22 protein-coding genes are annotated in these 21,506 nt (G+C 44.9%); 12 read left to right on the plus strand and 10 right to left on the minus strand.

Annotated elements, in window-relative coordinates:
- Nucleotides 1-11: 11 nt before the first annotated feature.
- The 3 genes from ACMH5P_RS08995 to rbsK are packed head-to-tail and all read right to left on the minus strand — an operon-like array spanning nt 12 to nt 3,393.
- Nucleotides 12-1,559 carry an ADP-ribosylglycohydrolase family protein gene (locus ACMH5P_RS08995; protein WP_459494045.1) on the minus strand — a complete coding sequence of 516 codons (1,548 nt, stop codon included), beginning with the start codon at nt 1,557-1,559 and terminating at the stop codon, nt 12-14.
- Nucleotides 1,556-2,497, minus strand: a complete 942-nt coding sequence (locus tag ACMH5P_RS09000; protein WP_459494046.1) for a nucleoside hydrolase — start codon at nt 2,495-2,497, stop codon at nt 1,556-1,558. The genes ACMH5P_RS08995 and ACMH5P_RS09000 overlap by 4 nt, the downstream gene beginning before the upstream one ends.
- The gene (gene rbsK / locus ACMH5P_RS09005) at nt 2,494-3,393 is read right to left on the minus strand and encodes a ribokinase (RefSeq protein WP_459494047.1); all 900 of its coding nucleotides are present in this window, start codon (nt 3,391-3,393) and stop codon (nt 2,494-2,496) included. Before rbsK ends, ACMH5P_RS09000 begins: the two co-directional genes overlap by 4 nt.
- A 73-nt stretch (nt 3,394-3,466) precedes the next feature.
- Here rbsK and ACMH5P_RS09010 point away from each other — a divergent pair, with 73 nt between their 5' ends.
- The 5 genes from ACMH5P_RS09010 to ACMH5P_RS09030 are packed head-to-tail and all read left to right on the plus strand — an operon-like array spanning nt 3,467 to nt 7,944.
- Nucleotides 3,467-4,684, plus strand: a complete 1,218-nt coding sequence (locus tag ACMH5P_RS09010; protein ID WP_459494048.1) for an acyltransferase family protein — start codon at nt 3,467-3,469, stop codon at nt 4,682-4,684.
- 31 nt (nt 4,685-4,715) lie between these two features.
- Entirely contained in the window at nt 4,716-5,327 is a 612-nt protein-coding gene (locus tag ACMH5P_RS09015; RefSeq protein WP_459494049.1) for a flavin reductase family protein, read from the plus strand.
- Between the two features lie 45 nt (nt 5,328-5,372).
- Entirely contained in the window at nt 5,373-5,786 is a 414-nt protein-coding gene (locus ACMH5P_RS09020) for a VOC family protein (protein ID WP_459494050.1), read from the plus strand.
- Complete coding sequence (locus tag ACMH5P_RS09025; protein ID WP_459494051.1) at nt 5,786-6,754, plus strand: zinc-dependent alcohol dehydrogenase; 969 nt, start codon at nt 5,786-5,788, stop codon at nt 6,752-6,754. Before ACMH5P_RS09020 ends, ACMH5P_RS09025 begins: the two co-directional genes overlap by 1 nt.
- The gene (locus tag ACMH5P_RS09030; protein WP_459494052.1) at nt 6,751-7,944 is read left to right on the plus strand and encodes an MFS transporter; all 1,194 of its coding nucleotides are present in this window, start codon (nt 6,751-6,753) and stop codon (nt 7,942-7,944) included. The genes ACMH5P_RS09025 and ACMH5P_RS09030 overlap by 4 nt, the downstream gene beginning before the upstream one ends.
- 201 nt (nt 7,945-8,145) lie before the next feature.
- Here ACMH5P_RS09030 and ACMH5P_RS09035 read toward each other — a convergent pair whose 3' ends face one another.
- Complete coding sequence (locus ACMH5P_RS09035; RefSeq protein WP_459494053.1) at nt 8,146-9,516, minus strand: MFS transporter; 1,371 nt, start codon at nt 9,514-9,516, stop codon at nt 8,146-8,148.
- Between the two features lie 145 nt (nt 9,517-9,661).
- On the opposite strand from ACMH5P_RS09035, the gene ACMH5P_RS09040 reads away from it, so the two are divergent.
- The 5 genes from ACMH5P_RS09040 to ACMH5P_RS09060 all read left to right on the plus strand — a co-directional run bounded on the left by ACMH5P_RS09040 (nt 9,662) and on the right by ACMH5P_RS09060 (nt 14,451).
- Nucleotides 9,662-10,984 (plus strand): alpha-L-fucosidase, encoded by a 1,323-nt coding sequence (locus tag ACMH5P_RS09040; RefSeq protein WP_459494054.1) that lies wholly within the window; start codon nt 9,662-9,664, stop codon nt 10,982-10,984.
- A gap of 92 nt (nt 10,985-11,076) precedes the next feature.
- Nucleotides 11,077-11,682 (plus strand): gluconate 2-dehydrogenase subunit 3 family protein, encoded by a 606-nt coding sequence (locus ACMH5P_RS09045; RefSeq protein ID WP_459494055.1) that lies wholly within the window; start codon nt 11,077-11,079, stop codon nt 11,680-11,682.
- Nucleotides 11,683-11,700: 18 nt separating this feature from the next.
- Nucleotides 11,701-13,419 carry a GMC oxidoreductase gene (locus ACMH5P_RS09050; RefSeq protein ID WP_459494056.1) on the plus strand — a complete coding sequence of 573 codons (1,719 nt, stop codon included), beginning with the start codon at nt 11,701-11,703 and terminating at the stop codon, nt 13,417-13,419.
- Between the two features lie 215 nt (nt 13,420-13,634).
- A complete protein-coding gene (locus ACMH5P_RS09055) occupies nt 13,635-13,841 on the plus strand; it encodes a helix-turn-helix transcriptional regulator (protein WP_459494057.1) in 207 nt (68 codons plus the stop codon).
- Between the two features lie 55 nt (nt 13,842-13,896).
- Nucleotides 13,897-14,451 carry a hypothetical protein gene (locus ACMH5P_RS09060; protein ID WP_459494058.1) on the plus strand — a complete coding sequence of 185 codons (555 nt, stop codon included), beginning with the start codon at nt 13,897-13,899 and terminating at the stop codon, nt 14,449-14,451.
- On the opposite strand, the gene cysM is transcribed toward ACMH5P_RS09060, so the two are convergent.
- Genes cysM through bshC form a run of 4 tightly spaced genes read right to left on the minus strand, consistent with a single transcriptional unit; the run spans nt 14,437 to nt 18,707 of the window.
- A complete protein-coding gene (gene cysM / locus ACMH5P_RS09065) occupies nt 14,437-15,312 on the minus strand; it encodes a cysteine synthase CysM (RefSeq protein WP_459494059.1) in 876 nt (291 codons plus the stop codon). The genes ACMH5P_RS09060 and cysM overlap by 15 nt on opposite strands.
- Before the next feature lies 1 nt (nt 15,313).
- Nucleotides 15,314-16,117 carry a serine O-acetyltransferase gene (locus tag ACMH5P_RS09070; RefSeq protein ID WP_459494060.1) on the minus strand — a complete coding sequence of 268 codons (804 nt, stop codon included), beginning with the start codon at nt 16,115-16,117 and terminating at the stop codon, nt 15,314-15,316.
- 9 nt (nt 16,118-16,126) lie between these two features.
- Entirely contained in the window at nt 16,127-17,161 is a 1,035-nt protein-coding gene (gene mnmH / locus ACMH5P_RS09075) for a tRNA 2-selenouridine(34) synthase MnmH (protein WP_459494061.1), read from the minus strand.
- Nucleotides 17,154-18,707: a bacillithiol biosynthesis cysteine-adding enzyme BshC gene (gene bshC, locus ACMH5P_RS09080; RefSeq protein WP_459494062.1), complete on the minus strand. Its 1,554-nt coding sequence runs from the start codon at nt 18,705-18,707 to the stop codon at nt 17,154-17,156. The genes mnmH and bshC overlap by 8 nt, the downstream gene beginning before the upstream one ends.
- A 106-nt stretch (nt 18,708-18,813) precedes the next feature.
- Between bshC and ACMH5P_RS09085 the strand changes: the two genes are divergently transcribed.
- Entirely contained in the window at nt 18,814-19,929 is a 1,116-nt protein-coding gene (locus ACMH5P_RS09085; RefSeq protein ID WP_459494063.1) for a PorP/SprF family type IX secretion system membrane protein, read from the plus strand.
- Here ACMH5P_RS09085 and ACMH5P_RS09090 read toward each other — a convergent pair.
- Together ACMH5P_RS09090 and ACMH5P_RS09095 are read right to left on the minus strand one after the other, a co-directional pair.
- Nucleotides 19,926-20,378: an NADH-quinone oxidoreductase subunit A gene (locus ACMH5P_RS09090; RefSeq protein WP_459494064.1), complete on the minus strand. Its 453-nt coding sequence runs from the start codon at nt 20,376-20,378 to the stop codon at nt 19,926-19,928. The two genes, ACMH5P_RS09085 and ACMH5P_RS09090, sit on opposite strands and share 4 nt — an antisense overlap.
- Nucleotides 20,375-20,992 carry a DedA family protein gene (locus tag ACMH5P_RS09095; protein ID WP_459494065.1) on the minus strand — a complete coding sequence of 206 codons (618 nt, stop codon included), beginning with the start codon at nt 20,990-20,992 and terminating at the stop codon, nt 20,375-20,377. The genes ACMH5P_RS09090 and ACMH5P_RS09095 overlap by 4 nt, the downstream gene beginning before the upstream one ends.
- A 103-nt stretch (nt 20,993-21,095) precedes the next feature.
- Here ACMH5P_RS09095 and ACMH5P_RS09100 point away from each other — a divergent pair, with 103 nt between their 5' ends.
- Nucleotides 21,096-21,479, plus strand: a complete 384-nt coding sequence (locus tag ACMH5P_RS09100; RefSeq protein WP_459494066.1) for a hypothetical protein — start codon at nt 21,096-21,098, stop codon at nt 21,477-21,479.
- Nucleotides 21,480-21,506: the final 27 nt, after the last annotated feature.

The raw sequence follows: 21,506 nt of genomic DNA on the forward strand, positions 1-21,506 counted from the left end.
AGTGCAGTGATTTAAAGATTTCCTAAGCGATAATTTTTTGGGTCGGTCACGCGAATGGCCTTATCCTGATAGATCAAAATATCCGCCAATTTGCATTCGTAACCTGCCGTTGGATTTGTCAACTTCAACTTCACATCATGCTTGCCCGATTTCAAATCATATTTCCAAGTTACCTCATGACGTCGCGTGGTAAAGGACACCGGTAATTTAACATGCTCCATCAACTCGCCATCCACCCACACTTCTAAATCGAATGCATGCGGATCCAATGACGCCCATTTGGCCATCTCACCCTTCACGACAAATCCCGTTCCCTCAAATTGAAATTGATATTCATCCTTCAAGGGCTTATTCACCCAAATCCGATCCACCGGATACACATCCGTAAAACTCTGCTCAAATGCCACTGCTTTGGGGGCTTCCAACGGAATCTGGATTTGATTCTCAGAAATCTTACCCCCATGCATTTCGATGTTTTTCAAGGCATGTCGGTAACCAATCTCATACACCTTATTTAAAGACGTTGTCGTATACTTGAAGTCGATATCCTCTGCCCCCTTCAATCCCAATTTCCAGTAGGTTGGGATTTTGTCATAGCCCAACATTGTTCCTAAAATACCCGCTGCCGAAGATGGATTGCAATCCGCATCCTGTCCACAACGCGTCGCTATCTCGACTGTTTTGCCAAAGTCTCCTTGGCCATACAACAATCCGATCACCACATAAGCGGAGTTAACCGTTGCATCGATGTTGAACGGCGCAAAAACACCATCCGGGCAACCAATATCGTCCGACCATTTATTTTGAACCTCCAACCAGGTCTTGCGCCAATCCGTTGGGTATTGTTTATGCCAACGAATCACATCCGAAATACATTTGTAGTAATTACTCTGTGCCGGAATCGTCTTCAATGCCTCGCTGACAATTTTATTGATATCGTTGTGCACAAAAGCCAAGGTATAACAGGCCCCTAAATAAACTCCCCCGTAATAGCCATCGCCGTAGTTCATGATGTGTCCGATCTTATCGGAAATTTGCGAGGCGGCATTCGGCATCGCCGGGGACATTAAACCCGCAAAATCACATTCGATTTGGTAATCAATGCAGTCGGCATGTGGATTGTTCTTCCAATGTCCGGAAGCTGGGGGCATCATGCCATTCAAAATATTATATCGACCTGCTTGATTCGCATGCCAAAGGGCATACCCCGCCTGCGCATAGGCTTTCGCATGGGAGGCAATCGGTGCTTGTAAACCCTCCCGCTCAAAGACCTCCACGAATGTTAAATCCATGTACAAATCATCGTAAAGTCCCGGGTTTTCCAGCATCGTTTTTTTCAAATAACCATCATACCAAGGCACGGGTTGATACGAATTAATCATCGTTCCATTGTAACGGAATTCCATAGGCCCCCCGAAAGTCACGCCGATTGTTTGTCCGGCCCAGCCCCCTTTGATTTTGTTTTTTAATGCAGCAGGGCTGATGTTCAGCATCTTGGTTTGTGCTGATGCCAACAAGGCAAACATCATGCAGGGGATAAGAAATAAGAATTTTTTCATCGTTTAGGTTGTAGGTTTTGATAGAGGAATTTTTTCATGATGCGATCAACAAACGCCGGAGTATCTATACTAATACCGATTTCCGCATTGGGGCTTTTATTGGGAATGATTCGAGTAAAACCCTTTTCATCCACATCGATGTGCACTTTTTCCGTTTGAAACAAGCTAGGATAAGCCTCCATGCCAATGGCCACGGGATCAAAAAGGGTAGGCGTTTCATTGCCCCAAAGCACATATAATCCGCTTAATGCATTGGTGAGTGGCGATTGACGCTGTAAAATTCGGTCACGATTCGTACGACCCAATTTGACCATCGCGGTGACATCCAATCCCGCATAAATAATTTTGGCTCCCGAATGCACAAATTTTTTCGCAGCTGGGATATCCACGGCTACATTCCATTCCGCATCGATGGGCGCCTTGGTTGAATAACCCATTCGGAAGGAGCCAAACATCGCGTAAATCGCCTTGGCCTTTTTTAACACCTCCGGATCTTGGTCGATGATGTCAGCAAAATTTGTGACAGGTCCCACCGAAAAAATGACAACTTCCCCCGGGTATTTTGCCAAACTCGTACGTGTAAATTCAGATGCATTCTGCTTTTGAAGCGCTAAATTGTATCCCTCCGCCCAGTAAAATTGCTCAGCGTACCAGTTGGCCCGCTCATTTTTCCCCGACGTATTCCGCCCTAAATAAACAGGAATGTCGGACTGCCCCGTTTCTGCGAGCAGTTTTTGCGCTAACCTTACTCGGTCATCTGTCCGACCGTAACATGTCGTGATTCCTAGAATTTCATAGCGATCCTGCATCGTCAATAATAATCCCAAAGCATACGCATCATCGATGTCATCGCCTAAATCACAATCAAAAATGACCTTCTGTTTTTGTTGGCCAAAAACCTGAAACGCAAACAATAAAAGTATGACAAGCTTTTTCATGCTAAATCTGTTAAGTAGGGCATCGATGCCTGTGCCCCCATTTGAGTTACCGAACGTGTGGCCGCCTCGCAAGCGAATCGAATGCTTGCTTCCCAATCCTTCCCTTGACTGATGGCCACCGCTAAAGCCCCATTAAAACAATCTCCTGCGGCGGTGGTATCCACGGCTTCGACGGATTGGGTTGGGATGAATAATTTGGTGTCGGCCGACTGGAAGTAAGCCCCCCGTGAACCCATTGTAATGATGAGATTTTGCAAACCCTTATTTAAAAGGATTTGGGCAGCCTCATGGGCCTTGGCGAGGGAGTCGACTTGCACGCCGGTCAACAATTCGGTTTCGGTTTCATTGGGCGTCAAGGCATATATATAGGGGTAAACATCCTCCGGAATTTCAGCGGCGGGCGCGGGGTTCAAGATGACTTTGAGCCCCTTTTCATACGCTTTTTTGATGGCATACCAAACGGTTTCCAAAGGGGTTTCCAATTGAATTAAGAGCACATCGCCGGAGCAAAATAAGCCCTCGGCTTGGTCTATATCAGCTGTTTTTAATGCGGCATTTGCCCCGGAAGCCACGGTGATGCTATTTTCCCCATGGGAATCGACATTGATTAATGCGACACCAGATGCCAAATTCGAATCTTGTTGGACAAATTCCGTATGCATGCCTTCTTGGGCAAATTGCGACAAGGCCATGTCGCCAAAAACATCTTTTCCCACTTTGCAGATAAAATGAACCTCTCCACCGAGTCGGGTAGCAGCCACTGCCTGATTCGCGCCTTTCCCTCCCGGATTCATGAAAAAGGTGCCGCCTAATATCGTTTCACCGGGTCTGGGGATGCGTGCCGACTGAATAACCATGTCGGTATTTGAACTGCCAACGACGATAATTTTGGGCATGTTTGAGCGAAATTGTTTGTCCCTAAATTACAATTTTATATTGATTTAGTATAAAAATGGCTAATTTTCGGGCATGGAAACGAAAAATCGGATTTTATCGCTGGATGTATTTCGGGGAATAACGGTCATGATGATGACCATCGTGAATAATCCCGGGGATTGGGATCATATCTATGCACCTTTCGAGCATGCTGCCTGGAATGGTTGCACACCAACGGACCTCGTTTTCCCTTTCTTCCTTTTTATCGTTGGTGTATCCGTTTCTTTAAATGCTACCCAAATCGTACCCCCGAGTAAAATTCTTTCCAGGACCTTAAGCATACTTTTATTGGGTTGGTTCTTGAGTTTTTTCTCCAAGATTCATGTCGGGGATTTAAGTGGCGGCCCATTGTTGCTCATCCGTTTATTGGCCACGTCCCTGATTGTCTGTTTATTTCTCACGCAATATTCCCGCAAGCTCCTGGTGTCTTTGGTCTTGTTTTTTCTGGCATTATTCTTGGCCTTCGGAGGATTTGAATCTTTTGAGCATGTTCGCTTACCTGGTGTATTGCCTCGTATTGCTTTTGTTTATGCACTTTTAGCCACATTACAAGGTCGGTTGTCGGCTTGCGGATTGCTGGCTTTGGCATCTATTTTTCTGCTTGCTTATTGGGCGATGATGAATTACATCGATGTGCCCGGCGTGGGTCCTGCGAATCTGCATGAGGGGACAAATTTGGCGGCTTATGTGGATAATTTGTTACTGCCGGGACATTTGTGGTCGGTGACGAATACTTGGGATCCGGAAGGAATTTTAAGTACGATTCCTGCTTTCGCAACGGGGATCTTAGGGATTTTGGCCGGCTTGTATTTCCGCACACAAACGAGACTTTTGGCAATAGCGGGTTTGGCCTGCATCGTCTTGGGAGCTGTTTGGGATCTCCATTTTCCGATTAACAAAGCCTTATGGACGAGTTCTTTTGTGTTGTTCACCGGGGGCTGGGCGATGTTGTTGTTGAGCTTTTTGTATTATTTAATCGATGTGCTTGGCTATCAAAAGTGGACGAAGCCCTTTGTCATTTTTGGGGTTAATCCAATGTTGGTTTTCTTTTTCTCTGGCATCATTCCCCGCGCATTAAACATGTTGGAAATCGAGGGGAGAGGTATTACAGCCTATTTGCAAGATGTCCTATTTGCATCTCGAATTTCGGATCCGTATTTGGCTTCTTTTGCGGGGGCTTTGACGTATTTGATCATTTGGTATCTTATCCTTCGCATTTTTTACCGTCGGGGCTTACTATTCAAAGTATAAACAATCACGCCCGTTAATCAGTTAGCAAGGTATGAAATGTTATACCCCTTCGGATTTGCAGGCGATGGATCGCTATGTTCGGGCCAATTTTGTCAATTGTTTGAGTGGCTTTAAGCCGGCTGCACTGATCGTATCGCAGGATAAAAATGGCTTGAGTAATGTGGCGCTTTTCAATAACATTGTACACCTCGGAGCGGATCCCGCTTTGATCGGATTTATCAATCGGCCCCGCGAGGCGACGCCACATACCTTGGGAAACATTGAATCGACGGGTTTTTACACCATTAATCACATTAATCCATCCCAAATTTCCGCAGCGCATCAGACCAGTGCTAAATATCCCACGGGGGTAAGTGAATTCGAAAAAGTGGAACTTGTCGAGCAGTTTCGTCCCGAATTTTCCATTCCCTTTGTGGAGGGTAGCCCAGCTCAAATTGGCTTGCGATTGGTGGAGATTGTTCCGATTCAGCAAAATGGAACCTACTTAGTCATTGGCGAATTGCAATGCGCTTTCTTGGAGGAGGCTCATGTGTCAGCGGATGGATTTGTGGATTTGGCGGAGGCAGGTGCGGTGAGTACTTTGGGTTTGCAGGGCTATTACCAACCTAAATTCATACAAAAAGAGGGTTACGCTCGTCCTTAAGTGTAGAATTTCCTATTTTTAGGTTTGCTAACCTAAAAAACGGACATGAAAATCGACTTTATCCATCGGATCCAACACATCGGGATCCCCGCTCACGACCTTGAAGTGTCCATCCCATTTTACGAACGTCTCGGATTTGAGAATGTTATGGAATCTCCCTTTGAATTTGATGGGGGGTATGGGACTTGTGTGATGATGAAGAATCATGAGGTGATTGTCGAATTATACCAAATGCCCGAAAAGCAATTGGCCGAAATCAAAAAACGCAGCAATGGCCATGTGGACCATTTTGCGATTGATGTGGCCGATGTGGATCATGCCTTCGAGACCTTGAAAAAGGTAGGCTTCGAGATTTTGGAGGAGACTCCGACGTTCTTGGCCTTTTGGAAAAATGGCACAAGGTTCTTCAATGTGAAGGGACCGTCAGGAGAGATCATCGAATTTAATCAGATTTTATAATGCGCGCGGCCTATCTTCTGTCACCCAAAACCATCGCTTTTCGCGAAGAGTCAGCCCCTGTTCCTAGACCCGGGGAATTACGGATTCGTTTACAAGAGGTAGGAATTTGTGGTTCCGATGTGCACTATTATGGTGGGCATCGACCGCTACCTGAACCTACAATTATCGGTCATGAGGGTTGGGGTTACATTGATGCCATCGGTGAGGGAGTTGATCGGAAAATCGGGGAACGAGTTGTTGTCGACCCCAATGCGCCCTGTGGAAAATGTATTTATTGCCAGCGGGGTCAAGCGACCGTTTGTCCGAATAAGCGAACCATTGGTTTAAACGCGCCGGGTTGTTTTGCTGAATATGTCTTATTACCCGCGGAATTTGCACACGCGCTTCCCGAAAATGTTTCCAAGGAAGATGCCGTGACCATTGAACCTACCGCTGTTGCCTACCATGCCTTGAAAATGGTGAATTTACAGCCGGGAGATGCGATTTATGTTTTGGGTCTGGGAGCGATAGGCATGTTGATTACGCATTTGGGGGTCCAACGAGGTTTACGGGTTTTCGTCGGGGATTTAAATTCGAGATTGATGGAAAAGGCCAATGACTTTGGAGCCGAGCTGGGCGATTGGAAGCAAGAGGATATCCGGGTTGTGTTTGAATGCACGGGTTCCGCTGCTGCTACCACCCAGTTATGCACTGATGCCCCTCGTGGATCCAAAATCATTTTGCTGGGCTTGTCAGAAAAACCTGCAAGTTTCACTCCACTCGATTTGGTCCGTCGGGGAATTTCCATCGAAGGCTCCTTGATTTACGATCATCCGGAGGATTTCCAGTCGGTGATTCGAATGGTATCTAATGGCCAAATTCAACCCGGGAAAATCATTTCTAAATACCTTCCATTAGCCGATTTGCAAGCGGGCTTAGAAGCTGCTTCACAGGGTCATGCGGGTAAAATTGTCATCCAAATCGCATGAAAAATTCGATGTCATGGCTCCAGATAGGAGTCGTTTCGCTCTGTTTTTTACTCAATTTCAATGATGGGATTGATGTTCTTTTGGTGTCTTTCACGGGGGCTGAAATCATGAAGGAATTTGCACTTACCAATGCCGAATTGGGCTATATTTTCAGTGCAGGTTTGGGCGGGATGACCGCTGGGTGTTTTTTATTGGCGCCATTGGGCGATCAAATCGGTCGGCGGAAGGTGTTCTTAGTTTCCTTATTGCTGATCAGTTCAGGAATGGTATTGGCGAATTTCTCGAATACGTATGCACTTTTATTAGTTTGTCGGATATTAACAGGTTTAGGCATCGGGGGTATCTTACCTAATTTGGCAACCGTTGCCTCCGAATTTTCTACCGATCAAACACGGGATTTTAATGTGGGGATTGTCCAAGGCGGCTGGCCACTCGGCGCTATTCTAACCGGTTTTTACAGTGCTTGGGTGGTACCTTTGTATGGTTGGCGATTTGCCTATTTGTCGGCAGGTCTATTTTCCTTCTTAATGCTCATTGCCATTTTTTTCGTCTTACCCGAGTCGCCGGCCTATCTGAATCGAGATTTAGCTGTTAAAAATAAAAGCTCTTGGCGTGACCTTTTTGTGCCCGAATTTCGTCAGTCGACGATTTACTTATGGCTCGCGACCTTCTTTGGCTTCATTACCTTGTATACGGTTTTAAGTTGGGTCCCCATCCTCGCCAAACAAACGGGCATGCCCTTTGAGCTAGCGACCTACATTGGAACAGCGATGAATTTGGGGGCATTTTCTGGCGTATTTGTGATGGGCTTATTGATTGGTCGGATTGGCATCAAACGCGTGATTTTGATTTATGTGGTACTCGCCTTTGTTTTGTTGAATCTCTACGGGAATTTGACGCAGGACTTTGTCTTAAAGTTTGCTTTGACCTTTGGGATTGGATTCTTTGTACAAGGGGGGTTCAATTCGATGTATCCTGCTTCGACGCGGATTTATCCCTCGGAAATTCGTTCGACGGGTGTCGGCTTGGCCATGGGCATGGGTCGCTTCGGAGCGATTTTAGGGCCAAGCTTATTTGGTTTGATGGCCGATGCGGGAGCGAGTATCTCGATGCGCTTTGTAATATTTTCGTTACCGATTGTCTTAGCGGCCGTGTTTATCAATCGGATTAAGTCGGAGAACCTATTGTAGAGACGCGATACTTCGCGTCTAAAACTGCAAATTCCTGATGTTGGTATCCGTAGACGCGAGGTATCGCGTCTCTACAAATTCTGTAGACGCGAGGTATCGCGTCTCTACAAATCCCGTAGACGCGAGGTATCGCGTCTCCACATTAAGTAGTGTCAATACGTTGTGTTCAAGGTCCAACGTCTAAAGTCTAACGTCCAGCGATTAATCCATCAAGGCTTTCCCTTTTGTCTCTGGCAAATAAATTACCCCAACAACCACAGTGAGCGCTGCTAAGGCAATCGGATAAAAGATCCCGGCAAAATTAGAATGTGTGACAGACCCTAACCAGGTTGCGACGAAGGGTGCGCAACCCCCGAAAATTCCGTTGGCAAAATGATAGGGAACCGACAAAGACGTGTAGCGGATTTTGGTTGGGAATAATTCCACCAAAAATGCCGCGATAGGCCCATAAGCCATCGATGCGAAAGTCACCAAACAGGTGCAGATAAAGGCTAGTTCCACCTTGCCTTTCATCGTTAATTGGTAAACATCATTCACTAAGGTACCTTCTTGGTCTACGATGTCCGACATCCATGCGAATAGGGGATAATAGAAAATGGCTGCCAAAGCCATGCCGCCTAACATGATTTTTTTCCGACCTACGCGATCCGAAAGACTACCGAATACCACAAACAAGGGAGTACCTACGACAAGCGAGGCAGCGATGATCAGGTTGGTGGTCGTGAAATCTACTTTTAAAATCTTGTTAATAAAGATTTGTGCATAAAACTGTCCGGTATGCCAGACAACCCCTTGGCCAACAATCGCTCCGAACATGGCAATTAACATCAAACGACGATTAGCCTGCGTTGAAAAGGCTTCTTTCAGAGGATTTTCGGATAGTCGGCCTTCTTTTTTCAGTTTCGCAAAAAGCGGGGATTCGTGCATGTTCCGACGAATGAAATAGGATACTATCACCAAGATTCCGGATAGTGCAAAAGGGATACGCCATCCCCAATCTTTAAAAGCGGCTTCACCAATGACGTTTTGGCAAACCAAAACCACTACAATCGAGACGAAAAATCCGAGCGTGGCTGTCGTTTGAATGTAAGCTGTGTATTTACCACGTTGGGCATCCGGCGCATATTCTGCCACATAAGTCGCAGCTCCGCCGTATTCTCCGCCTAATGCGAGTCCTTGAACGATGCGAAGTAAAAGTAAGATCGAAGGCGCAATGAGACCTATTTCACTGTAGGATGGGATTAAGGCAATGGCAAAAGTTGACCCCCCCATAAGGAGTAAGGTTAATAAAAATGTGTACTTGCGCCCTATTTTATCGCCCAATCTGCCAAACAAAATTCCACCAAAAGGCCGAGCCACAAATCCTGCTCCAAAGGCTGCCAGTGTCGATAAGAATGCGGCTGTAGGGTCGTCTTTGGGGAAAAAGGAGAGGGAAATTATCGCAGATAAACTACCGAAAATGTAAAAGTCATACCATTCAATGACCGTCCCAACGGACGAGGCAATAATGACTTGCCAAAGCTTTTTAACGGGTATTTTATTGTTGTCAAATATCGGACTTACTTCTTCCATGAACGTATTTTTGCGTTTAGGCTGCCGGGGTATATGCACCCGTAGTAGCGGTACAAAAAACAAAAAAATCTACTAAAAATCCTATCGGCTTCCTGATAAACCTATCCAAAAAAATCATAATTTGCTTTTTCTAAACCTATCTATCATGAAGAAAATTTTCCTAATCTTAGTAAGTCTCATCAGTTTTCAGGCTGTCAGTCAGCAATACACGCCTTCTGAGGCTAATCTCGCTGAACGTCAGGCGTTTCAAGATCGTAAATACGGCATGTTTATCCACTGGGGTTTGTCCAGCATGTTAGGAGATGGCGAATGGGTCATGAACAATAAAGGCATTTCGAAAAACGATTACGGCCGTTTGATGCCGGCTTTTGATCCGAGCAAATTCAATGCAGATCAATGGGTGAGCATCGCCAAAAATGCGGGGATGAAATACATTATTTTCATTACGCGTCACCACGATAGTTTCTCCAACTGGGACACCAAACAATCTGATTGGAAAATAACGAATACGCCATTCCACCGGGATGCCTTGAAAGAATTGGCGGAGGCTTGTAAAAAGCAAGACATGAAATTGGGTCTTTACTATTCGACTTTGGATTGGTATCGCGATGATTATCCCTTTGAGACAGGTCGTACCGGCCAAAAGAGTGGTAGAAAAGGCAAGGGTGATTATGCCTCCTATTTGAAATTCATGAAGGCGCAATTGACCGAATTACTCACTAATTACGGGGAAATACATAATATCTGGTTCGACGGTCACTGGGATCAAACAAATCCAGAGGGGAGCGCGGACCGCAAGGCACGGATCGACTGGAAATACGATGAAATTTACAGCTTGATTCACCAATTGCAACCAGCTTGTTTGATCGGAAATAATCACCACTTGGATCCGATTCCGGGCGAAGATTTCCAAATGTTTGAGCGCGATTTGCCGGGCGAGAATCATTCAGGCTTGAGCTTCCAACAAGCCTCTTCCTTGCCGTTGGAGACTTGCGAGACGATCAACGGCGCTTGGGGTTATAACATTACGGACCGTCGATTTAAGACGCCGAAGCAAATCATTCATTTGTTGGTAGGTGCTGCAGGACGCAATGCGAATCTATTATTGAACGTTGGGCCGATGCCAACCGGTGAAATCCAACCTGAGTTTACGGATTCTTTGGCGGTCGCTGGCCGTTGGTTGAAAGGCCATGGCGAGTCGGTCTACGGAACACGCGGTGGTCCCTTGAGTCCGCAAACCTGGGGGGTGACTACGCAGACAGATACACATGTGTATGTTCACTTGTTGAAGCGCCCACAAGATGAAAGTATCTTTATTCCAGGGACTTATAAAAAAGGAGCCGTGGCGATGTTGGGCGAAACAAATACCCTGAATGGTTTGTTTGAAAAAAACGGCGTCCACATTGATGTGAAACAGCTTCCTCCATACCGGATAGATTTGGTTTTAAAGTTAGAAAAAGCCAAATAAATCCTTGAAAAACGAAGATTCTGTTTAATTTTGTGGCTTGTCTATTTTTGCGATAAATAGACGACCGACCTGAACAATTTAACAATAAAACTATGCTTAATAGAAGAGATGCTGTCTCGAGAATAGCAATGCTCGTTGGGGGTGTTTTCAGTGCGCCTACCTTGTTTGCTATGGAGGCGAAAAATGCAGGTATTGTCGCGGAAGCGGGTACCTTTGTTTTAACAGATGGCCAACGTAAAATCGTGGCGGCTGTGGCTGAACACATTATTCCAAAAACCACTACGGCAGGAGCCATTGAGGCAGGCGTTCCAGCTTTCATCGAAATGATGTTGAACGATTGCTACAAGAAGCCCGAGCACGTGAGCTTTAAGAAAGGGGTTGATAACTTGGCGAAAGCGAAGTTTTTAGATCAATCACACGATGCACAAGTAGCGATGTTGACACTTTTGGAAGCGGATACCAAAGAATTGATGCGCAGCTATTCAGCAAGTAAAGTCAAAGTAGGGGATAACGTGGACAAGGATATTTTAGAGGGTGCTGGTGGAGTTCCATTCTGGCGTGTGATGAAGGAGTTAACGCTCTTAGGTTACTATACGTCTGAAAAGGGTATCGAAGGTTCATTCGAATACCACCCAGTTCCAGGAAAGTTTGAGGTTATTTCAAACATGAAACCTGACCAAAAATCATTTGTTTATTAATCCCAAAACCTACGAAAAATGAATCTTAATATAGATGCAATCAAGAGCCAAACATTTGACGCGATCGTCATTGGATCCGGTATTTCAGGTGGTTGGGCTGCAAAAGAATTAACAGAAAAAGGACTGAAAGTAGCCGTAATGGAGCGTGGTCGTGAGATCAAGCACATCGAAGGTTACGAAACAGCGATGAAAAACCCTTGGGAATTCGACCACCGCGGTCGGCCGACCAACATGGCTGCCGAGGAATACTGGGCAGGGATGCGTACGGGTTATACACCGAATGAGGAGCACCGCTACTTATTCGAAAACGACAAACAAAATCCATACATCGAGAAGAAGGGAGGATTTGATTGGATTCGTGCGTACCACACAGGAGGTAAATCCTTGTTGTGGGGTCGTCAAACCTACCGTTGGAACCGTGAGGATTTCCTAGCAAACGAAAAGGAAGGTGTCGGAACGCCATGGCCAATTGGCTATGATGATTTGGCGCCTTGGTATTCATATGTAGAGAAATTTGCGGGTATTTCAGGTCAAGCCGAAGGTTTGGACGTTTTGCCAGATTCAGACTTCTTACCTGCCATGCAAATGACAGCTCCGGAGGTTCACTTTAAGCAGGCAGTTGACAAGAAATTAGGCCGTCCCGTAACTGTGGGTCGTGTGGCCCACCTGACAAAACCTGGAAAGCAGCATACAGATTTGGGTCGTTCATCTTGTAACTACCGTAACAAATGTATGCGTGGTTGTCCTTATGGAGCGTATTTTAGCTCTTTGTCGGCAACTTTACCAGCTGCACAACGTACGGGCCGTTTAACGATGGTTCACAATGCGATTGTAGCGGAAATCATCTACGATGAGAAATCGCAAAAGGCGAAAGGTGTGCGTGTCATCGATCAAAATACCTTGGAGTCGAAAGAGTATTTTGCAAAAATCATTTTTGTGAATGCAGGTGCGATCGGTTCTACATCGATTTTGATGAATTCAAAATCAAGCCGCTACCCAACGGGTTTAGGTAATGATTCCGATCAATTAGGTCGTAACATCATGGACCACCACTTGGGAGTAGGTGCTTCAGCGACCGTTGAAGGATTTGAAAAGGACTACATGTTTGGTAGCCGTCCAAACGGACTTTACATTCCACGTTACCGTAACTGGGGCAAAGACAAGCGTAGCTATACGCGTGGATTTGGTTACCAAGGAGGTGCTAGCCGTGAGGGCTGGGGCCGTGGTGTGGGCCAAGATGGTTTCGGAGCTCAATTCAAAGAGAGCTTGACACATCCAGGCCAATGGACGGTTGGATTCGGAGGTTTTGGTGAGATTTTACCAGATCCGAATAACCGCTTCACATTGAGCGACCAAAAAGATAAGTGGGGCTTACCAGTTCTTTCATTCGAGGCAAACTTCGGGGAGAACGAATTGAGAATGCGTCAAGATATGATGAACGATGCGGCTGAAATGTTAGAGGCTGCCGGCTTCAAAAATATCAATGCATACAATAGTCCAAATACACACATCGGTTTAGGTATCCACGAAATGGGTACAGCTCGTATGGGTACGTCCGTGAAGAATTCCATTGTGAATAAGCACAATCAAGTACATGAAGTGAAAAACGTATTCATGACGGATGGTGCCGCGATGGCATCTGCTTCTTGTGTGAATCCATCATTGACTTACATGGCGATGACGGCTCGTGCGGCTGATTTCGCGGTAAGTGAATTGAAAAAAGGAAACTTGAAATAGTTTATCCCATTTTTAACGAAAGCCCGAGGCGAAAGTCTCGGGCTTTTTGTTTTCTAAAAAGGAAAACATATTTCTGATAGTGAAAATTTTACAGACCAATGAGACAATTTCGACCGAAAAAGTGATAAATCAAGAAATTTATAGTTCAAAGCATTGCGAATCCTGATACATTTTTAAATATTCAAGCATGAAAAATTCACCTAACCCTAATCATCATGAAAACAAAACACCTCTTTTCCGTCCTTCTGATTAAGTCACGGCAGTCGAAACGCATGACCCAGCAGCAAGTAGCCTCAGCAGTAGGTGTAAGTCAAAGTACTTACAATTACTGGGAATCAGGCAAACATTATCCAAACGCACAAAAACTATACAATTTGACGCGGGTATTAAACATCCCGATCGATGAAATGATTGGAACCTAATCCGTCTAAATCCTTGGCGCTTTCTAGCGTCAAGGATTTTTTTTACCTTTAAGCTATGCTCGTAAAACGAATCGGAATAATTCTTTGGATATCAGTACTCTTCTTGGCTTGTACGCCCGAGATTGATAAATCAGCCAAGGTTCAATATTACCCTTGGGAAAACTACTTAAATGCCCAAATCGATTCGCTCAAAAAACATCCCGCCATCGTCCAAAAGTCCATTAACCTCGATGGGAAGAAGGAGCAACAGAATTTAAGTTCCATCGATTGGAAGCAGGAATGGTCGATGTTTCTGCGTGCCGACTTAAATACAGCGGCTGCGGCGTCAAGCTACGATAATCTTTCCGAGGAAGGATTGATTTACTATTCCTTGAAGTCTGGGGAGGATTTACCCGTAAAAAAATTACTTATTCATTTAGATGGATTGGAGCGACCAGCTAAAGTCGAAATCCTAATCGAGGAAAAGAATTTCCTTTTTGAATCGCAAAAGATAATGCACATGAACTTCTCCAATGGCAAGGTGCAAGCCTATTCCATTGATGGAACCCAACAAATGCGCTGGATGTCTCCCACAAAATTTCAGTTGATGGGTATTTTACTCCCCAAATAATCCGCTCGACAAGTAACGATCCCCTCGGTCGCAAATAATGCAAACAATAAGTCCCTCCTCGATTTCATGCGCTAAACGAACGCTTGCTGTCACGGATCCACCACTACTCATACCACCAAATACACCCTCTATTTTTGCCATTCGGCGCGTCATCTCGGTAGCGTCCTCTTCCGAAATATCCATAATGCGATCGACACGCTCAGGTTGGTAGATTTTCGGTCGGTAAGCCTCCGGCCAACGGCGGATTCCGGGAATTTTGGAACCCTCCGTGGGCTGACATCCCACAATTTGAATCGCTGGATTTTGCTCCTTGAGGTACATGGACGTTCCCATGATCGTTCCAGTGGTACCCATGGAACTCACGAAGTGCGTTATTTTTCCTTCCGTATCTCGGTAGATTTCAGGCCCCGTGGTTTTATAATGGGCCAAATAATTATCTGGATTTTCGAATTGATTCAATAAGACATAATTGCCAGATGCGGCCTTTTCGATCGCATAATCCCGAGCCGTTTCAATGCTCTCCGTCAGCGTAACCTTGGCTCCAAAGGCCTCCATGGTCAGTACTCGCTCCCGCGTCGAGTTGGCCGGCATCGCCAATTCAATATTCAAATCATACAAACGCGCAATCATGGCTAGGGCAATCCCTGTATTTCCCGACGTTGCCTCGATTAATTGCATCCCCGGCTTGATTTCACCTCGCAAAAGGGCGCCCTCTATCATGTTTTTGGCAGCTCGGTCCTTGACAGAACCGCCGGGGTTATTGCCTTCCAACTTCCCTAAAAGGCGAACTTTGGGATTGTTGTGCAACTTATTCAAATCGACGAGGGGTGTGTTCCCGACTAAATCTAGTAATGCGGCCATCTTATGCTTGAATGATTTTTTGATTTTCTTGGTGATAGATTTTGGTGTTTGGAGCTACGCTGCGCGTCAACCAAACATTTCCACCAATCACGGAATTTGCGCCTACGATCGTATCCCCACCTAAAATGGTAGCACCCGAATAGATGACAACCCCATTTTCAATGCTCGGGTGGCGCTTGGTGGAGGCCATGGACTTATCGACCGACAAGGCTCCTAAGGTTACTCCTTGATATATTTTCACATGCTCACCGATGACGCAGGTTTCTCCGATAACGATGCCTGTTCCATGGTCCATGAAAAAATATTGACCGATTTGCGCACCAGGGTGAATATCGATACCCGTTTTGGAATGCGCATATTCCGTTAAGATACGAGGTAGTAAAGGCACTTTTTCTTGATGCAAGCCGTGTGCTAAACGGTAAAAAGCCAATGCGTAAAATCCGGGATAGGTACGAATTACCTCATAATCTGTCGTAGCCGCAGGGTCGCCGTTTACCATGGCCTCCACATCGGTGAGTAATAGTTTATAAATGTCCGGTATACGTGCGATGTAACGGGACGTAATATTTTGCGGGGTATCGGGAAGCACATCGGACATATCATGCAGGAGGCTTTCCAAGCCCGTTTCAATTCCTTCCCAAACGGATTTTAGCTCGTCGATTTGACAAACCTGTCGGCGCGCTTGCTCCGGGAAAAGCGCCAAAATAATCTTGGTGAAAAGCTTTTTGATATCGGACGTCGCCGGGAAGGAACGCGTGTTTGCATGGCGTCCGACCAATTCATGAAGAAATTTTTCAGGTAACATAGACGTATTTTATAGGCTGTTGTGGCAAATGGGATGTGCTAAAACCGCATCCGCTTGTGCCTGAATATTCAATGTATTAAGTTCGAGTCGCGTGATTTGTTCTTTTGCACGTTTTTCCAATCCATGCACATAAGCCTTGTCATAATAATGAAGGGTGAGCGCCGCCACTTGTGTGAAATCATCGTTTTCAAGAGCTATCATCGCATTTTTGAAATGATCTCCTCCCAAACGTTTTTTAATCTTTCCTACCGCTCGTTCCAATTCCGCTTTGGGATAATGCGCATAGACTTCTACTAAATAAGGCAGTCGGAATTGCGCATCAATGTCTAAAAACAAGACCGGTGCCGCTCGTAGCTGGGTGTAAAGCCCCAAGGGCATATACACTTGCCCAATGTTTCTGCTCTCATCCTCAATCCAGATCGGTTTCTCGTAATCCATTTTCCGTAGCTGAGCAACGACCTCGTTCTCAAATTGCTCACTCGTAGGCTGGGGGGCTAAGCCCAAATGTCCAAATGCTGAACCTCGATGATGAGCGATACCTTCCAAGTCGATCACTTGAACCCCGCGTTTTTGCATTTCGAGTAAGATGTCCGTTTTCCCGCTCCCCGTTTTTCCGCCCAAAACACGAAACGGAATTTCACTTTCAAATTGGCCAAGAACATATTTGCGGTAGGCCTTGTATCCCCCTACAAGTATTTTTACCTGAATGCCAGCTGTTTCAAAAAGCCATGCCATGCTTCCGGATCGCATTCCGCCCCGCCAGCAATGGACTAAAATGGTATTGTCTACGGCGAGTTTTTTTACCTCTTTGACCCATTTCGCAAGTTTAGGACCCACGATTTCGAGTCCTAATTCGATGGTTTCATCCTTGCCCACTTGCTTATACTTAGTTCCGACTTTCGCGCGTTCTTCATTATTGAAAATTGGAAACGAAATCGCACCGGGGATGTGGGCATGCTCAAACTCCCCGGGTGAACGAACATCCAAGATGGGATAAGTTTGCGCGGCATCTAAAAATGCGTCTGGATTAAGTTTTTCAGGCATTTTTTTCGGGTAAATAAAAGACGAAAAGCTCGAATTTTAAAGGGTCTAATTGCGGATAAAGCTCCTGAATAAAATCAGGATATGCCAAAGCAAATTCCAAGAAATTGGTATAACGTTCTTGCCAGGTTTCTGCAGGAAATAATTTCTGTTTTAATGCTTGAATTTGGCCTAGGCCTACCGCTTGATTTCGCTCCTCCGCCTTTCGCATTTTTTTGCTTAGGCGTTCGAGTCCTTTTTGCCAACGGGTTTCTTCGGCTAAAACAGATGCCTCAAGCGTCTCGTCGATGGCTTGCGCTTTTTGGGCGATTTTTCCCATGAGCGTCGACAAACGCTCTTGCTCAGCCCCAAGGTCAAGACTATGTTGTGTATGTTTGTCGACGAATTTTTGTCTCAATTCGCGTTCATCTTCAAAGATTTCAGGAATACTTAATTCTAATTTCTCCAACCTGGCAGCCTCAACTGGAGGAATAATGACTCCAAAATTACGAGGCAATAAAATAGGGAATGGAATTTGATGCAGGTCGAAAATGCCTTTTAATTGAAACCAATAAGCAACTTCCGCCGCACCCCCGAGGTAAGCTAGATTAGGTAAAATACACTCTTGATAAACGGGACGCAAAACCACGTTCGGGCTAAAACGTTCCGGATGATTTTGTAACTCTAGTTTTAATTCAGACTCAGTAAATCGGATCGATTGATTCACGACTCGAAAATGCTCGCCTTGCTTTTCGATTCGCTCCCTAAGACCATCCTGCATGTAGAATAGGTTGATTTCGCGCGCATAGATTTGTGGGCTAAATCCCAATTCCTCTAGCTTGGAATTTGATTGATTCACGCGAGGAAGGTGCTTGTTGTCAAACAAATCTGCCTCCATGACAGGCGTAAATAGTTTTTTCAAGCGGGCATCATCAGCATCCAGACAAACCAATCCCTCTTTCCCGAATAGGGCATGCATGTATTTTCGGACAGCCTCCGATAGGGTGCCTGATTCGGAATAACATTCCTTGAAATAGGGCAGATCGCTCGGTAATTCTTTCCAAATTGACTCAAAGCCGTTGAGGTTGAATCGGCCGACGGGCCCTTTTTGGTCGGTATTCCATTGAATCTTTTTCCCAAAGAGGTGCAAGTGATTGATTTCATCCCAGTCGTGATCCTCAGAGGCCATCCAATAAACGGGCACAAATTGATATTCGGGATAGGCCTTTTTTAACGTCCTCGCCAAATGTATGGTGGAGACAATCTTGAAGATGACATACAATGGGCCTGTCAACAAGTTTAATTGATGCCCCGTGGTGACCGTAAAGGTTTTCTCGTCCGCTAATTGATTAATGTCAGGCGCATCGCTAATGGATTGGTATTGGTCTTTTAATACCTCCACGAGGACTGATCGATTAACTGATTTTTTTGAATCGATCTGTTTTTGGAAGGAAGATAGTTTGGGCTCATTCCCGTACAGCGATTTTAGCGCTTCATCACCCGCTAGATAATTTAACAGCAGTTTACCGAAGCCTTTAATCTGTTTGAGCGGATATGTTTTTGTTTGCATGAGCCTGATATCTTGAATGCCTTTCGCTAAAAACCCTGTCGTTTTCCGGAAAGTTCGGACTAAATTAAATATATTTAGGGGAAATTTGTGGTTCCATACCGACTGAATGAGATTTTTAATTTCCCTTTTATTCTTCTTTCTGACTTTTGTGGGCTTTGCGCAGCAGACGCCTCAGTTTACGCAGTTTATGATGAATAAATATATCTACAATCCCGCTTTTGCCGGATTCGAGGATTACATAGACGTCAAAACGGGATTCCGTTCGCAATGGACCGGACTTAATACTTCCAACAGAACAGCGTATGTGACCGCCAATATGGCGCTTGATAAATCAGACCGCACGTCCTTGGGAAGAACGCCATTTATGTCGAAAACAATTCGGCGGAATTTTTCGCCGACCTACATTCGTCAAAAAACAAAACGAAGTGGTTTTCACCAAGGTATCGGTCTACAAGCCTATTCCGACCAAATTGGTGGGCTAACCAGTACCTCGATCGCCGGAACCTATGCCTATCATTTGTCGGTTGGCGGTGAAAATAAAATAGCCGTAGGTGCCACAGCGGGCTATTATTTTCGTAATCTCAACATGTCGGGCTTTAATGTTAAGGACCCAGGGGATCCGTTTATCATGTACAACGATCAAAATTTGCCGTCCTTAATGCCGAGTGGGCAGGTTTCCGGTGGACAGTCTTTGATCAATGTCGGAGCCTTATATTACAACCGAAATTTTTACATTGGTCTTTCAGCCAATCAGTTGATCTTTGATAGTTTTAGTTACCTACGAACTAGTAATGGTTCAGACACGCTGACCCGGAAGCAATTCTATCCAGATGATGCGGATTCCTACAAGGTTTATAATCAATCCTTATTACTAGGAAGTACAAGTCCTAATTTTTTCTTTCAAACCGGAATGGAAATAAAATCGGGAGAATTCTGGACCTATTCGCCATCTATTCTCGTGAAATACATGAAGGGGGCTTCGTTAGCAATGGAAGCAAACATGCGGGTGACTTTCAATGAAGCGATTTGGGCAGGAGCGACCTACCGTCATAAAGAATCGATTGGATTGATGTTTGGGATGCATTTAAGCCAACAAATGAATCTGACCTATTCCTATGAAAATCATTCGAATGGATATATGGCTACTTCCATGGGTTCGCATGAACTTGTCTTAGCCTTGAAATTCAGGAATAAGGTATACAGCGTAGATCCCGCGTATTAGTTCTTTTTAAATCGAGCGTAAGCATCCGAAGGAATCGGACTTTCCACATCTTTTGTTTCTTGAATGGGTTTTTCCCAGGTCAAATAGCCTCTACGCCAAGCGAAAGCTAATCCTAGAGCCAACATACCCACGAACACAAATACCTCACTAAGGGCAAATGCAGACCAATTTGGAATCGCTCGTAAGCTCTTTTGATTAAAGACTACCGCCCAAGGAAAGAGAAAAATTAACTCTACTTCGAATAAGACAAAAAGAAGGGCTACGACATAAAATCGAGGATTGAAACGCGTGTTTGCGTTTCCGGTTGGTTCTTCTCCCGACTCATAAGTACTCAATTTCTCAACATTCGGTCGATTCGGGCGAATCAATCGGGCTAAGGTTAGTATAAGCCCCAAGAAAGTAATTCCCGCCAACAGGAATGCCGCCACGTAGCCAAATTGCTCTATCATTTGCGAAGTTTCAAATACCCTTTAATTAGGGTGAATGTTGTGATTCCTAAGAAAAACAAAATGATGTACTGAACGTAATTGATAATCCAAGGGAAATGCTGGCCCATGTAAAAACCACCCGCCACTAAGATCCCCACCCATAAAACACCGCCGACAACATTTAATATGATAAAGCTGTACCAAGGCATGTGGCTAATTCCCGCTAATATGGGGGTAAAGGTGCGAACAACAGGTAGGAATCGACTGATTACCAAAGCCATGAATCCATATTTATCAAAAAATTCCCTTGTTGATTCTAGATGCTTCTTTTTGAAAAAGAGACTATCAGGCCTTCGTTGGAGCGAATTACCAAAAAAACGACCGATGAGGTAGCCTAACAAGGATCCTAGGACGGCAGCCAAGAAAATACTAATTAAGATGGTTGAAAGCGGTTCCTTTAAGACCCCGGTTCCTCCAAACACACCCGTCAAAAATAGCAAGTAATCTCCCGGAAGGAAAAAGGCAAAAAACAGGCCGTTTTCAGCAAAAACGATACATGTGATAACAAAAAGGCCTGAGCGAATGATCGTTTCGGAATCCGTTAATTGATGCCACAAAAGGTTGAATTCATCCATAATTTGATCCCTCAAAAAGAGGGTTTGGCCTAATTCTCAATCGTTTAAATAAATTGAGCGTATAAATATCCAATAAATTTCGAATTTTTTCTACATTTGAGAGATGAAAAATGTAATCGCTTTATTCTTGTTCATACTTTTCTTCTCTGGGAGTTTGATTCCCAAGGTTGGATTGGAACAGTCATTTAAAGCGAATGAACTGCTCAAACATTTTCAAGATCATCAAAAACTCGCTGGGAAAACATTCAGTTTCGTTGATTTCTTGTGGATGCATTATGCAGCCGATTCGAAACATACCAAAACGACCAAGCATCCTAGCCTACCTCATTTTGATTTCTCCGGATTTGCGGGATATGTATTGCCCACCTTTCAATTAATCTGGTTGGTCGCTCTAACATTCTTAAGCATTCGACGCCTACGAATCTATTGGGAAAACCAATATCAATTTTCATTAGAACGTGTTTTGATTGCCCCTCCCCGGGCCTAGGAAGATTGTATCTCAATTTTCTTACGT

The sequence above is a fragment of the Aquirufa sp. 5-AUSEE-100C1 genome, from assembly GCF_054558655.1.